Below are 12,853 nucleotides of genomic sequence, written 5' to 3' on the forward strand. Positions count from 1 at the left end.
TAGTCCGTGCAATATCATTTCATCATTATTCTACAAGAATCTCTCTAAATAATGATAATGTCTTAGCTAAAAGTTTCATAAAATAAAAGAAACAGAAGCTCCAATCAAAAAGGGAGATTGCTAAGACGATACTGGAACGAACAAGCAACACGACGTTGTTAGGAGGAACATCATGAGTTTTGAATGGATTATTTCAATTGTTGAGAACAACTGGCAAATGTTTTTACGGGGTGCGTATTATACATTACTTATTTCGATTATTAGTACAATTATTGGTGCACTTATCGGATTTTTTATCGGGATTATGCATACCATCAAAGTTCGTAAAAAGGGTGTAAAATATTATTGCTTGAAGCTCATTAATTTTATACTAACATGCTATGTTGAATTCTTCCGTGGTACACCAATGATTGTACAAGCGATGGTTGTATTTTACGGACTAGATATGGCATTTGGCATTGATATGCACTTTATTACGGCCGGTATTTTAGTCGTTTCACTAAATACAGGGGCTTATATGACGGAAATTGTGCGTGGTGGTATTGTTTCAATTGATAAAGGACAGTATGAGGCTGCTTCAGCAATCGGTATGAATCATTTCCAAATCATGCTACACGTTGTTTTACCTCAAGTTGCACGAAATGTATTACCTGCTACAGGTAACCAATTAATTATGAATATTAAAGATACAGCAGTATTAAACGTTATCGGGGTTACGGAATTATTCTTCCAAACAAAATCGATTGCCGGTAATAACTTCCGCTATTTTGAATCCTTCTTTGTAGCTTGTGTCCTTTACTTCATCATGACATTCACAGCATCAAGAATTTTACTGTATGTAGAAAAACGACTGGATGGTCCAGATGCTTACCAAAAAGAACAGAAAGAAGCAGTATAGGGGGACGAACAAATGACGGTTATTAAAATAGAGCATTTAAGTAAATCATTTGGGCGTAACCAAGTGTTAAAGGATGTAAATTTCCAAGTAGAAAAGGGCGAGGTTGTCTGCTTAATCGGTTCTTCAGGATCTGGTAAATCAACACTACTACGCTGCATTAATTTACTGGAAACGCCAAGTGGTGGTCAAATTATTTACAAAGGTGAAAACATTTTAGACGAAAAGCATAATATTCAAGAATATCGTACACATTTAGGTATGGTATTCCAGCAATTTAACTTATTCAATAATCATAATGTGCTAAAAAATTGCACTGTTGGTCAAATAAAAGTATTAAAGCGTTCAAAAGAAGAAGCTGAGGAAGTTGCTCTAAAATATCTGCAAATCGTTGGCATGGATCAATATGTCAATGCAAAGCCACGACAGCTCTCTGGCGGTCAAAAACAGCGTGTAGCCATTGCACGAGCATTGTCCATGAGCCCAGAAGTAATGCTCTTTGATGAACCGACGTCAGCCCTTGACCCAGAAATGGTGGGTGAAGTATTAAAGGTAATGCGTCAGCTAGCGGATTCCGGAAATACGATGTTAATTGTTACACATGAAATGGAATTTGCCAAAGAAGTAGCAGATCGCGTTGTCTTTATGGATAAAGGTGTTATTGTAGAGGAAGGCCCTCCAGCACAGGTTTTAGTAACCCCTCAGCATGAACGGACAAAAGAGTTTTTAAAACGGACATTAAAATAAATAAGTTTCCGCCTCTGGTTATGAATAACTAAAAGTGAATCCAAACAATTTTATTACTATTAAGCTGGACGTATTAGTTCAGCTTTTTTTTGCGATTAAAGATATAATCTGGGCTACTTCAATTAACGGAGCATTTTAGTCTAGGAACTTCCTTCCACTGATAGCGTCAAATTTATAAATTTTATGCAGTTATTAACCCTTTAATAATGGAGGTAGTATGTTGAAAAAATTATTTATTCTATTTACCATAATTAGTGTTCTGTTAGTTGGCTGTTCGCAAGAAAAAAAATATTACGTATGGGTTGATTCATCAACACAAACTCAAGAAAGTATTGATTCAGCGATAGAAAGGCTTACTATTGCCAAGGTTGATTTCATTATTGATGATCATGGTAGTGTTTTAATAAATGAAAAAGATATGGATAAGGCTGTGATGTGCTGTTCTTAAGCTAAAGGGAGCTATTTTTCAAGAAGGATAATGCCTTTTTTTGAAGTTAAGAGGTCGTTTAGTGGAATGATTTTGAAATTTATTGAAACGAAAACTACGAAATTCAGTCAAGTTTTTAAAAGGAGTGATGATTTTGAAAAAATTTAGTTTAATTATATCTGTAATATTTTTATCAATTGGATTATTGGGCTGTAAAAAAGTGGGGATGAGGAGGAACTCGACAAAGAGATTTCAAAGTCAACTGAGAAAATAACAGATAAGCCTACAATCATAGGCGAAATTGTTCAAATAGAAGGTAAAAGATTTTTAGTGGAAAACAAAACTGAAAAATTACCAGATGGCAGATCAGGTGCGATATGGTTTTCAACTGATGAAATTGAATCTTTAAAAGTAGGACTTACTGTTTCTGTTTGGACAACCAAAATAGAAGAAAGTTATCCAGCACAAGCAGTTGCAGAAAAAATTGAGATTAATGAATAATGGGCGAGATTAAACAAATGAGGTATTAAACTTCCATGAAAATAAAATTTCTGGCACTAAAAATAAAGGCCTAGTCATTAAAAAAAATGGAGATCTGGTTTAGATTGTATTAGGCAGGATGGTCACATTGTAACCTAAACTTTCAAGACTCTGAACAGAATATCGAATAGTGGATTGTTTTTTTTGTTAAGTCTACATACATTTCTTTCCTTGTTAGAAGGTAATAAGCAATTAGCCTTGAGTGACGGATGAGCGTGCTCACTTTTTACCCTTTCGAGCTGCAGTCCGTCTACTTCTAGTCCCATTTGTTTATGACTTCTAAAAATTAAAACGTACACCACTAAAATTGAATTTAGCAATGTACATTTAACGTTTTTTTCTAGAAAATAGGTTACTTTATTTTCTAGAATTCCATTCTGCGTATAAAATAAAGCAAATTGCAAATGCAACGGCTAGGATAAAAAACCATTGCGGTACACCACCAAAGCTCATGTTAACACCTCGAAGTAAAATTTTTATTAGTTATCTTCATTCGTTAAGGGACGCCCAATTCTAAATGTGTTGGGATGAGTCCTACAGTGAAACATCTACTGAATGAGAATATTGCCTCCAGACGCATTGATCATCTGTGCGAAAGAGAAGAGACAGCACCAAATGTTTTCTGTGCGAAAGCGAAGAGACAGCAACAAATGTTTTCTGTGTGAAAGCAAAGCGACAGCAACAATTACGCCAAGACGAAATTGATATAGTTAAAAAAATGGATAGTTACGGAGAAAATATAGGTTTTCTATGGTTTTTTTCTCCACAAAAGTTCAAAAATATTATAAAATAAACAGTAGACATTAGCTTCATGCTAGTAAAGAGAGGTAGAGAGATTATGTTACATTTAAAATGGAAAGATGCTCCAACAGTACGTACAGTTACTTGTAAGCATACAAATGCATCAAAATATTTAGTTTCAAACGTATTAACAGTAGGGAACCAATATGATGTTAAAAATGAAACAGAAGAATTCATTTTTATTATCGATAACACTGGTAATATTGGTGGCTACTATAAAGATTATTTCGAATAAGTTTAATCAATTTCGCCTTGGCGTAATTGCGTCCGGATTTTGAATTGTGCTCGCACAATTCATTCCTTTTAAAATCCGTGACATCCGCCGGAGGCTTTATTTTCATTCAGTAGGTGTTTGGAAATCCCTGAAAAAGGGGAACTACATATGCATTCATTACCACCTTCAGAGGTGGGTTTCTTCTGCTGAATGAAAATAAAAGGGTGGTTCAGATGATTTCTGAGCCACCCTTGTTTGTTGGAAAAGTAGAATCAGTCGCTGTTATTATGGCCCTTTAATTCAGCTACATCCTGTAATTGCTGTTTTTCCTGTTCCGTAGCTGTATGTAGGGCAAAGACATCTTTGATAGCCGTCTGAAGTTCATGCTGTGTTTCTTTGAATTTCGATACTTGCAGTTCAAAAGAAGGGCTCGTAAAACGGTCATTTGTGCGAGATAATCTTTCCTCAAGCTTCGCGTAGTGATGGTCCATATGCATGGATAACATCATGGCTAACTGATTTTTCCAAAGTGGTATAAGGGTAACGATTGAAAATTCAATTTTTTCTGCTAGCGTTTGATTTGACTGCTGAATCATACGTATTTGTGGAGCAGTTTGTAAGGCAACCTGCTGTGATACTTGTAAGTCATAAATACGTTGATCTAGACGTTCGATTTGAGCGGCGAAGTCATTGAGCTGCTGGATAGCAAGTGGCTGTTTCGTTGCCTGTACACTAGTCACTTTTGCAGGAAGCTCAACTTCAATGATTTGCTGCTTCTTCATTTGTCCTGCCGAAATAGCAGTTGCTAACTCCTCAAAGAATCCTCTATTATGTGAATAAAGTTCCTCAAGCATTTCTACATCTTTAATCATTTGAAGCTGTGCACGTTCAAGCTGAACACCAATTCGTTCTACTTGAATACTAATACGTTCAAACTCCGTTAATGTTTGCTTAACAGTAGGCCCAATTTTACCAAACATTTTTTTGAAAAAGGACTGTTTTTTTGGCTCTAATGCGTTAGGGTCCACGCGGTCTAACGTTTGCATTAATGAATCTAACATTTGGCCAATTTTTGTGACGTCTTTCTGTTTTACTTGTGCAAGCATTCGATCGGCAAATTGAGAAAGTGCTCGCTGAGAATCTTGCCCTAAAGACAGCACTGATTCGAAGTTTGACAGGTCAAGTTGACTAGCATAAAGAAGTGCACGACTTTGTGCAAGAGGCGATAGCGTTTCATACGTCGCCATCGCCTCATTATTTGTAGTTTCTAAATAAGATTGCACAAGAGGGGAAATACCTTGTATTGAATTTAGTTGAAACGCGTGATCATTTGCTGTCACTTATCATCGCCTCGCCATTCCAATTGTTCTTTTCGTCTTATATTGGAACGATTCGCAAATTCGATTTCCATTTGAAGATGGTCGATATCATTGGAAAGCGCATCTTTTAAATCAATTTGAATCGTATCATTTAAATCTGTAAGCGTTTCTCGTGTTTTAGATAATGTAATCTGGATTTCCTTATCCTTCACAGGCTGCTTCGATAACATCGTATATTTATCCGTTAATTCGACAGCGGAAGGTAGGTGTGCATAAAAAAATTGTTCAATATTATAAAATTTTCGTGGATCTGTTTTAACAATTTTCACGATGTTTTTGGAAATACGTGTCATTTCGAGTAATTGCTTAAATGCTGAAACAGAGCGTACACGTAAGTAGTTTTGGCTTAATGTTTGAATGTTTTTATTGGCTGTTGTAAGTTGTGTTTCGATATGTTTGTATTCTTCTTTTGTTATACCTGCTATTTGCATGACTTTCTTTTTCTGTCTATGTTTCAACAACGCTGTACTCGACGCGTATGTTCCAGCAAACAATAAACCACCAAGGAAGAATCCTGGATTTGCCGCAATTGCTGCAATAGAAACAGTTGTTAGCGAAATAAAGAAGCTAGCGGTATGTCTAGAGAAAAACTGTCCGACACTGAGCATGTTTCTTCCTCCTAGCATTTAAATATGTCTATCTTCTTATACGAAATAATCGACATAAAGTTTCAATGAAAAATTAAACCTTACATAAATTTTACTGCTATTTGTTAAGTTTCACAATGATAATACATAAGAATAAGCAAATCCTTTGATTTATAGTAGAGAAAAGGAGCAAATGAAATAGAAGTCGGCCTAAGCAATGTCTGACATTGCTGCTGAGATTATTGATTTTTATTATATCGTATTCAAATTAAATGTAATTCGCGAATTTTTGTAATGTTGTTATTCATTTTTTTAGTTTAAACATTAGTATTGTTTTTTCATCTGTTGTTAATTCCTCATTATCAAATAAGATTCTAAAGTAATGCCTTAGCAAAAAATGTTGCTATGTCATAGAAATTCTTCGTTGCTATAAATTGGTGAATAGTAAAAAGTGATGGAGGTGAGTATAAATAAAAATGAGGGATCAATTCACTTGCCCATTAGATTTAACCCATGATATTACTCGAGGAAAGTGGAACATCATTTCACTGAGAGAGGAAAAGAACTCTACGAAGCAGTAGAAATTATGCAAACTGTTGGTATTCAATTTTGATGATAAACAACTTAGAAAACCATATTCTAATGATTATGAAGTCTACACTTCTTATTGAAAAAGAACTTTCTCTTAACATGTTTCTAGCAATTGTGTGTTATAAACTAAAATCAAATAAAAACAATTATTATAAAGGAAGAATTATTATGATCTAAATCTTTATTGTTTTAGTAGAATTTTATCCATCTTGGCTTGCTATGACTCGTGAAGAAAGAGGGAAACGAGCTAATGAGCTTAAAGAAATTACTTTAAAATATCCAGAAGTACAGGTGCGTTTCCTTGATGCAGAAGCCTTACTTGGAAAGGATTATACAGATATTATCTTTTGTGAAACAAGTAATATTAATGTGGGAAGAAATACGAGATCATGCCGTATATACGGAAGGGCATATGAAAATTAAAGATGTGATTATGGGAATGGAAGAAGCCTATAAAAAGTTTGAAGCGGATTCATTACATAGTAATTAAAGCAATATTAACAAGTATTATTATTCAACAAAATTGAACTGCACCTCAATGTTAGACATTAACAGTTGGGTGCAGTTTTTATATAGATAAATTCAGTTCTGGTGTAGTCATTTAATCGCTAGTGTTTTTAAATTGCGGATGCTTAAATAAAGGCGGTTCTCTTAAACGGTTCAAAATAAAAATAGCGTGAGTATGGTTAGATGACTATTTTTCGATGACTAAAATATTGTTGTCTTCTATTGGAGGCTCACAATTTTCAAGAAGATAATTTGTACTTTCATTCGTTTCAACTGCCTCAATTAAAGAGCATGCTGAATGAATGATACTTCCTTGGCCATATTGGTCTCTGCGTGGGTCTTTTGTTGATTTTATTATTTCGCCATCGTATTCAAGTTCGTGAACTATTGGGTCACCTTCTGTGGTATATCTAACCATTCTAATACTATCTTCTTTCCCTTGTTGTACATTATGGAGAAAATCTTCAAATCTTTCTTGGTTTTTTAAATCAGCATGCGCATCTACTATATCTTCTGGAGTCGAAATGTAAGGTGGTGGTATATCATTAGGGTATATGTAAATATCCGTTGAACTATCTACTCGATTACAACTTGCAATTAAGAGCAAAATAAATAGAACAAATAAAACATTTATCTTTTTCATGATAATACATTCCTTTATGCATTTAGTCGTTTTTTCCTTAAAAATGTTACATACCTTATTCAACTAACCTCCGTTGCTCACATCATTCTTCTTAAGAGTGATTATTTATTTTTTTTAGTAATAGGGCCATATTGGCAGGAGCTTTTTAGCAGGGTGCAGAAGTTTAATTCAATGTACTTGTAGTTTATTATGATAATGAATAATTATTGAAATTATCTAATAGTATTAGACGTACAAAATAGCTTTTTCTTTCAACTTCTTGTGTAACCAAATCCATTTTTGATATCAAAATCTAATTATGAAGGAGACTAAAATTATGGAAATTTCTAAAGGAGTAGAAATGCTCCATCTTGAATTTCATGGGAATATTTTTCATCCAACTCTTTTATGGGATCAAGAAATGGCTGTTTTAATAGACACTGGGTTCCCTGGACAACTTGAAGATTTACGTGTGGCAATGGAAAAGGCAGGAGTGTCGTTCGACAAACTAAAAGTTATCATTTTGACACATCAGGATATAGATCATATAGGTAGTCTTCCTGACATATTACAAGAATGTGGAAGTAATATTAAAGTATATGCTCACGATTTGGATAAGCCTTATATTCAAGGGGATTTAACTCTTTTGAAAGATGGGCACTTAGAGAACCCTCCAAAGGGCAAAGTGGATGATACCTTGAAAGATGGTCAAGAATTGCCGTATTGCGGTGGAATTCGTATTATCCATACGCCAGGGCATACTCCTGGCCATATCAGCTTATATTTGAAACAAAGTAAAACGCTGATTGCTGGGGATTCGATGTACAGTGTCAACGGCATAATTGAGGGAATTCATGTCCCGACAGTACTGGATATAAAAGAAGCTCAGCTTTCTTTGAAGAAATACTTAGACCTCGACATTGAATCTGTGATTTGTTACCACGGAGGATTAAGTAAGGAAAATATTAATGAGCAGCTTCAAGAAGTAATTTCATATTAAATTCTAGAGCTTTCTTCAGCTATCGACAGCTTTAGTTAAATAGTCTATAAAAAGGCCACTCTGTAATGGGTGGTCTTAATTTGTTAAACAAGCATTTTTGTACATATTTATTTCAACGTTTATGGGGCATCTTTTTGTAATTGTCCAAATAAGTTAAATGCTGAATACAAGTTGATCTGGTTGCAATGTGTTATAGCCTAATTTAAAGTAATCTTGTTTTTGTCTTTTTTTCCATTATCGTGGAGGTCAGAGAGAGATATTGATAGAGAATCTTTGTGGTTTACTCAGATAACAAATCAATTACAGGAAACAAGTATTGGTATTGTGTGTATAACACAAGAAAATAAAAATAATCCTTGGATTTTATTTGAATCTGGTGCTTTAGCAAAAGGAGTATCGTCAAGTAGGATATGTACATTTCTAATTGATTTAGACTAGTGATATTAGAGATCCATTAGCACTAGTTGATATTTACAAATCACTTAGTATCTATAGAAGAAGTGAAGTAATACGGGAAGTCATATCCAACTGGGGATGGCTTTTTATTATGTCTTGAGATGTTGAGTATGAGGTAATTAAAAGGGTCACCCGGAGGAAGAGTGGACCCTTAGTAAAGGTAAGAGGGTGTAAGGTTAAATTAGAATTACCTTACTAAAGTTATGAGCACCAGGCTTTGATGATTTTTCTAAGGCAATAATAAAAAATTGGAAATATTAATACGCTCTATTTTGCATGAAAGTAGCGCCGACAATAATCAGAAGAATGAATAGAACAACAATTAGAGCAAATGCTGAACCAGATCCACTACCATAGTACTCAGACATAATGATTTCCCTCCTCTCTATAATTTATAATATGCACAGTTGTCAAAAGGAGTTGCGATATTTATCTTAGGAGTGCCTTTTATTTGCCCTTGCTACGGCAGGTGTTTTTTGTGAAAGGGAAAATAAAAAGGACTGGGGTATTATTCCCAATCCTAATTAATAAAATATAAACTTTGCCCCCAGCAACGTTATTTTAGATAAAACCGTATTCATTCAATGTTGAAAATAGCCAGTACTGCACTATAAAAATAGAGAAGCCAGACTAAACAATGTCTGATTCCATGCGCACATAGCCTTTTAAATCATCAAAAAGCTCTAATGCAAATGAATTGGAATCTGCTTGAGGGCTAACACCCTTTTGAACAAATACTAGGAATTCATCAATCGCTTTTTTTGATCCTTCTACTTCAACTTCAATTTGTTCTTGATCATTTAGTTTACAATATCCTTTTAATCCTAGTTCAATCGCTTTTTGTTTAATGAAAAAACGGTAGCCTGTCCCATAAATATCTCCGAAAAATTTAATTAGCGCTCGCTTGTTCAAGCTAAAACCTCCTACTAGTTAAGGGGGAAGAGCCCTCCTTTGTGCTTAGTGCATGACACGTTCTTTTTCTAAATACGCAATTAAGTTATTGATAAAGTAGAGAACCTGCTTAGAAGCTTGATCTACTTCTTTTAAATGAACTTCAGCCTGTTGAATATTTCCAATCTTATAAGCCTCCGCTGCTAACTTCGCCGATTCATGAACACGTAAATGATAGGCGTCTAATTCACGATAATCCTGCAAGTGTCCGAAACGTTCCATAGAACGAGCAGCTGTATACCATTTACCGAGACGACATTCTGTATGAGAAGAAACATCACTTGGTTCGACGCTTTCAAGACCGAGGAACATATTATAAATGCGCCATTTCCATAAAATATGATCTGCCTTCGATAGTTGTAAAAGCGCTATAGAAGAAAGCTGAACATTGTTATTCGCAATAATGTCATTTCGGAAACGATTAATTTCTTTCCCTAATGCATGAATATCGCTAGAAGTGTTATGGCTATAGTCGCGAATATCATCTTGAAGGTTAGAAATTTCAATCATTCTTGCAGATACTTCATCGATAGCTGCTGCCTGCTCCTGTGAAATCGCAGCCGTATTTGTGACATCCATATTAATACCTTCAATGGCAGTAACAATTGCGTTTAATAATGGTAATGACTCTTTAGCTTCTACTGTAGCATCTTTAATAATCACTGTCGTTTCCGTAATCGAGTTTGACACTTCGTTTGAATAGCTCTTTAAATGATGTACATTTGCAGATACCTCGGTAAGTGCTGATACAGTTCCTTCAGCAAGTTTTCGAACTTCCTGTGCAACTACAGCAAAGCCTTTACCATGTTCACCTGCACGAGCCGCCTCAATAGAAGCGTTCAAAGCAAGTAAATTCGTTTGATCGGCAATTTGATTTATTAAGGTTACAACATGTTCGATATCATTTACCCGCTTTTGTAATTCTGAAAAGGATTCAACAATCGTTGTAAATGTCTCTTCTGTTTTAAAGATTTCAGAAAGGGCATGCTCAATTGCATTTTTTCCTTGTACAGCGTGATCAACAGATTCAGTTGTTTTCTCAGAAATACGGGAAGACATTCGAGCAACCTCATTAATAGAAGCGGCAATTTCTTCAGTTGCTGCGGTAGAGGATTGGATTTCTTCATTTTGTTTATCCAAGCTAAATACTAAATCTTTCATGTACATGATTTTTGCGTTGACATCCATCAAAGAGGAAACTTCAGCAACTACATTTTCAATAATACGTTCCGTTAATACTTCAACAAGTAATTCCTGATCAACATTGACTGCAGATTGAAAAGATTTCATGTATTCAAAAGCTTTATTAGGTTTTAAACCGAAATTATGTAAAATATAAGTTGTTATGTAAAATGCAAACTGATTGAAAACAACAATTAATTTACCTGGCTCGTATTGATTTTTTCTGAATAAATTGAAAAATTTAACGGTTTCATCCACATATTCATCATCACGAGTAGCTAAGAAAAATTGAGTTAAGTATCGATTAATATTTTCTTCACTAATTGTTAGTTGAGAGGAGAGAGAGATTTCACTTAAATAATTATTAAAAATAGCATTCATTGAAGGCGTGATATCTTTTAATTTATTGTAGAGAGTTTTTAAATTCTCTTCATCTTGAGAATTGAAATGGTTAAATGCTAGTGTTTTATTAAAACGGCCAGTCGCATTTAAATTGGTACCACGCCTTAATAATTCATCGAGCTCTGCTTTAGGTCGAATACTTGAAAACATAAAAATAATACCTCCCAAAAATAATGAATAATAAGGCAATAATAGCATATTTCAGAGTGTTTTAATAGACATTTCAGATGTGTTTGCTAAAATGGAAATATCTTAATACAGCAGGGAATGTGGCAAATATGTATACAATCATTTACATGAAAGCTGATTATGAGCCTTGGTGGAAATTTGAAGGCTGGGAGACTTTTATTCAAACAAATGAAACGTTTGAGACGGAAGAACAATTTGAGTCAGCATTACAAAGAAAATTGCATCACTTTCGTTTAACATATGACAATGAGGCAACTAAAGAAGGGAAGTTTTGGGCTTTTTGGTCAGAGGATGAGAGTGTTTTCTGTGAAGCCTGTGATGATGATGTCCAAATATATCACGGTATTATCGCTTTAAAATCTGACGAATTGAAATAAAATTTTGAAATTAATAAAAAAACATTTTTCTTTATTTGACAAAATTATGAATGATGGTTATACTTAAGTTAACAATTTAATTGCTTCACCGGAAACATGAATTCACATATTACAAAAAGTGATCGCGTTAGTTCGGTACTCTTTGTAATATGTGAATTTTTTACATTCGTGAAGAAATTACATATTGTTCACTTTTATTTTTTGGAGGTTTTCTTAAATGAAACAAGGTACAGTAAAATGGTTTAACTCAGAAAAAGGTTTTGGATTCATCGAAGTTGAAGGTGAAAACGACGTATTCGTACACTTCTCAGCTATCCAAGGCGAAGGTTTCAAAACTCTTGACGAAGGTCAAAAAGTGGAATTCGAAGTTGTAGATGGCAACCGCGGACCACAAGCTGCTAACGTAACTAAACTTTAATTCTCAGTAATTAAAATTACATTCGTTAAACCTAAGGCATCCTATTGATATAGGATGTCTTTTTTTGCATTCTTTGAGCGTATTTTCAATAGATTTAGACGCTAGGGAATAAGTAGTTAGATACTTAAACTACGCTTCGAGCAAGTTTATACGAATTGAAAGGGTTTATATAATTTTATTATGTAAACTAAATGTTGCTTGTCTCGATAAAGTTGTTTAAAGAATACTAGGCTATCTGCTCTTGGAGATGTATTAGGGAAAGAAGTCCATATACAGCAAGTCGATGATGCTACTTATACTGACATTATGAAAGGGGCAGGGATACCAAAAGCCTATATTCCTATGCTCGTAACCACGCAAAAGATATTCGAGATGGTGGATTAGAGATTTTAGAAAAATTGTTCGGTCGCCCTGCTACACCAATAAACGAAGCTTTAAGCCTCAAACAGGAAATTAAGTTTAACCAAAAAATGACCTTCTCATATGTAATGGTGAAGTGACCCCTAAAAGTTAGACACGGTTATTTCATTAGGCAGCTTGTGTAAAACGAGTTCGGTATTGCACCGGA

At 34.5% G+C, this 12,853-nt stretch carries 16 protein-coding genes and 1 pseudogene; 11 read left to right on the forward strand and 6 right to left on the reverse strand.

What is annotated here, in order from left to right; genetic code table 11:
- The first annotated feature begins 172 nt into the window (after positions 1-172).
- From AN161_RS17015 to AN161_RS17035, 6 genes are all read left to right on the forward strand, one after another.
- Complete coding sequence (locus tag AN161_RS17015; RefSeq protein ID WP_053595539.1) at positions 173-898, forward strand: amino acid ABC transporter permease; 726 nt, start codon at positions 173-175, stop codon at positions 896-898.
- 12 nt (positions 899-910) lie between these two features.
- A complete protein-coding gene (locus AN161_RS17020; protein ID WP_053595540.1) occupies positions 911-1,642 on the forward strand; it encodes an amino acid ABC transporter ATP-binding protein in 732 nt (243 codons plus the stop codon).
- 217 nt (positions 1,643-1,859) lie between these two features.
- The gene (locus tag AN161_RS17025) at positions 1,860-2,090 is read left to right on the forward strand and encodes a hypothetical protein (protein ID WP_143114882.1); all 231 of its coding nucleotides are present in this window, start codon (positions 1,860-1,862) and stop codon (positions 2,088-2,090) included.
- 279 nt (positions 2,091-2,369) lie between these two features.
- Positions 2,370-2,570 (forward strand): DUF3221 domain-containing protein, encoded by a 201-nt coding sequence (locus AN161_RS27680; RefSeq protein WP_343069296.1) that lies wholly within the window; start codon positions 2,370-2,372, stop codon positions 2,568-2,570.
- Positions 2,571-3,148: 578 nt separating this feature from the next.
- Positions 3,149-3,274, forward strand: a complete 126-nt coding sequence (locus tag AN161_RS31105; protein ID WP_277815960.1) for a hypothetical protein — start codon at positions 3,149-3,151, stop codon at positions 3,272-3,274.
- A gap of 173 nt (positions 3,275-3,447) precedes the next feature.
- Positions 3,448-3,645, forward strand: coding sequence for a DUF6501 family protein (locus AN161_RS17035; protein WP_053595543.1), 198 nt, complete (start codon positions 3,448-3,450; stop codon positions 3,643-3,645).
- Between the two features lie 251 nt (positions 3,646-3,896).
- Here the strand turns inward: AN161_RS17035 and AN161_RS17040 are convergent, their stop codons facing one another.
- Positions 3,897-4,964 (reverse strand): toxic anion resistance protein, encoded by a 1,068-nt coding sequence (locus AN161_RS17040; protein ID WP_053595544.1) that lies wholly within the window; start codon positions 4,962-4,964, stop codon positions 3,897-3,899.
- Positions 4,961-5,611 (reverse strand): 5-bromo-4-chloroindolyl phosphate hydrolysis family protein, encoded by a 651-nt coding sequence (locus AN161_RS17045; RefSeq protein WP_053595545.1) that lies wholly within the window; start codon positions 5,609-5,611, stop codon positions 4,961-4,963. Before AN161_RS17045 ends, AN161_RS17040 begins: the two co-directional genes overlap by 4 nt.
- Positions 5,612-6,485: 874 nt before the next feature.
- Between AN161_RS17045 and AN161_RS17050 the strand changes: the two genes are divergently transcribed.
- Complete coding sequence (locus AN161_RS17050) at positions 6,486-6,671, forward strand: hypothetical protein (RefSeq protein WP_343069218.1); 186 nt, start codon at positions 6,486-6,488, stop codon at positions 6,669-6,671.
- A gap of 204 nt (positions 6,672-6,875) precedes the next feature.
- Here AN161_RS17050 and AN161_RS17055 read toward each other — a convergent pair whose 3' ends face one another.
- Entirely contained in the window at positions 6,876-7,331 is a 456-nt protein-coding gene (locus tag AN161_RS17055) for a DUF4362 domain-containing protein (protein ID WP_053595546.1), read from the reverse strand.
- 316 nt (positions 7,332-7,647) lie between these two features.
- Between AN161_RS17055 and AN161_RS17060 the strand changes: the two genes are divergently transcribed.
- Complete coding sequence (locus AN161_RS17060) at positions 7,648-8,310, forward strand: MBL fold metallo-hydrolase (protein ID WP_053595547.1); 663 nt, start codon at positions 7,648-7,650, stop codon at positions 8,308-8,310.
- Between the two features lie 713 nt (positions 8,311-9,023).
- Here the strand turns inward: AN161_RS17060 and AN161_RS27685 are convergent.
- The 3 genes from AN161_RS27685 to AN161_RS17070 all read right to left on the reverse strand — a co-directional run bounded on the left by AN161_RS27685 (position 9,024) and on the right by AN161_RS17070 (position 11,451).
- Positions 9,024-9,134, reverse strand: a complete 111-nt coding sequence (locus AN161_RS27685) for a YjcZ family sporulation protein (protein WP_075807284.1) — start codon at positions 9,132-9,134, stop codon at positions 9,024-9,026.
- A gap of 262 nt (positions 9,135-9,396) precedes the next feature.
- Positions 9,397-9,678, reverse strand: a complete 282-nt coding sequence (locus AN161_RS17065; RefSeq protein ID WP_053595548.1) for an acylphosphatase — start codon at positions 9,676-9,678, stop codon at positions 9,397-9,399.
- 45 nt (positions 9,679-9,723) lie between these two features.
- Positions 9,724-11,451: a globin-coupled sensor protein gene (locus AN161_RS17070; protein ID WP_053595549.1), complete on the reverse strand. Its 1,728-nt coding sequence runs from the start codon at positions 11,449-11,451 to the stop codon at positions 9,724-9,726.
- A 128-nt stretch (positions 11,452-11,579) separates the two neighbouring features.
- On the opposite strand from AN161_RS17070, the gene AN161_RS17075 reads away from it, so the two are divergent.
- The 3 genes and pseudogenes from AN161_RS17075 to AN161_RS30670 form a co-directional block, all read left to right on the forward strand.
- Positions 11,580-11,867 carry a DUF1033 family protein gene (locus AN161_RS17075; protein ID WP_053595550.1) on the forward strand — a complete coding sequence of 96 codons (288 nt, stop codon included), beginning with the start codon at positions 11,580-11,582 and terminating at the stop codon, positions 11,865-11,867.
- A 217-nt stretch (positions 11,868-12,084) separates the two neighbouring features.
- Positions 12,085-12,285, forward strand: a complete 201-nt coding sequence (locus AN161_RS17080; protein WP_004230088.1) for a cold-shock protein — start codon at positions 12,085-12,087, stop codon at positions 12,283-12,285.
- Between the two features lie 234 nt (positions 12,286-12,519).
- A pseudogene (locus AN161_RS30670) lies at positions 12,520-12,785 on the forward strand (hypothetical protein); the annotation flags it as partial.
- Positions 12,786-12,853 lie beyond the last annotated feature (68 nt).

The sequence above is a fragment of the Lysinibacillus sp. FJAT-14222 genome (assembly GCF_001278875.1).
GTDB classification, from domain to species: domain Bacteria; phylum Bacillota; class Bacilli; order Bacillales_A; family Planococcaceae; genus Lysinibacillus; species Lysinibacillus agricola.

Bases quoted from the DNA above. Each gene is read 5' to 3' on its own strand.
- AN161_RS17020 (WP_053595540.1), top strand. From the start codon at position 911: ATGACGGTTATTAAAATAGAGCATTTAAGTAAATCATTTGGGCGTAAC.
- AN161_RS17050 (WP_343069218.1), top strand. From the start codon at position 6,486: ATGCAGAAGCCTTACTTGGAAAGGATTATACAGATATTATCTTTTGTG.
- AN161_RS17045 (WP_053595545.1), bottom strand. From the start codon at position 5,611: ATGCTCAGTGTCGGACAGTTTTTCTCTAGACATACCGCTAGCTTCTTT.
- AN161_RS17015 (WP_053595539.1), top strand. From the start codon at position 173: ATGAGTTTTGAATGGATTATTTCAATTGTTGAGAACAACTGGCAAATG.
- AN161_RS27685 (WP_075807284.1), bottom strand. From the start codon at position 9,134: ATGTCTGAGTACTATGGTAGTGGATCTGGTTCAGCATTTGCTCTAATT.
- AN161_RS17025 (WP_143114882.1), top strand. From the start codon at position 1,860: ATGTTGAAAAAATTATTTATTCTATTTACCATAATTAGTGTTCTGTTA.
- AN161_RS17080 (WP_004230088.1), top strand. From the start codon at position 12,085: ATGAAACAAGGTACAGTAAAATGGTTTAACTCAGAAAAAGGTTTTGGA.
- AN161_RS17070 (WP_053595549.1), bottom strand. From the start codon at position 11,451: ATGTTTTCAAGTATTCGACCTAAAGCAGAGCTCGATGAATTATTAAGG.
- AN161_RS17075 (WP_053595550.1), top strand. From the start codon at position 11,580: ATGTATACAATCATTTACATGAAAGCTGATTATGAGCCTTGGTGGAAA.
- AN161_RS17060 (WP_053595547.1), top strand. From the start codon at position 7,648: ATGGAAATTTCTAAAGGAGTAGAAATGCTCCATCTTGAATTTCATGGG.
- AN161_RS17035 (WP_053595543.1), top strand. From the start codon at position 3,448: ATGTTACATTTAAAATGGAAAGATGCTCCAACAGTACGTACAGTTACT.
- AN161_RS17055 (WP_053595546.1), bottom strand. From the start codon at position 7,331: ATGAAAAAGATAAATGTTTTATTTGTTCTATTTATTTTGCTCTTAATT.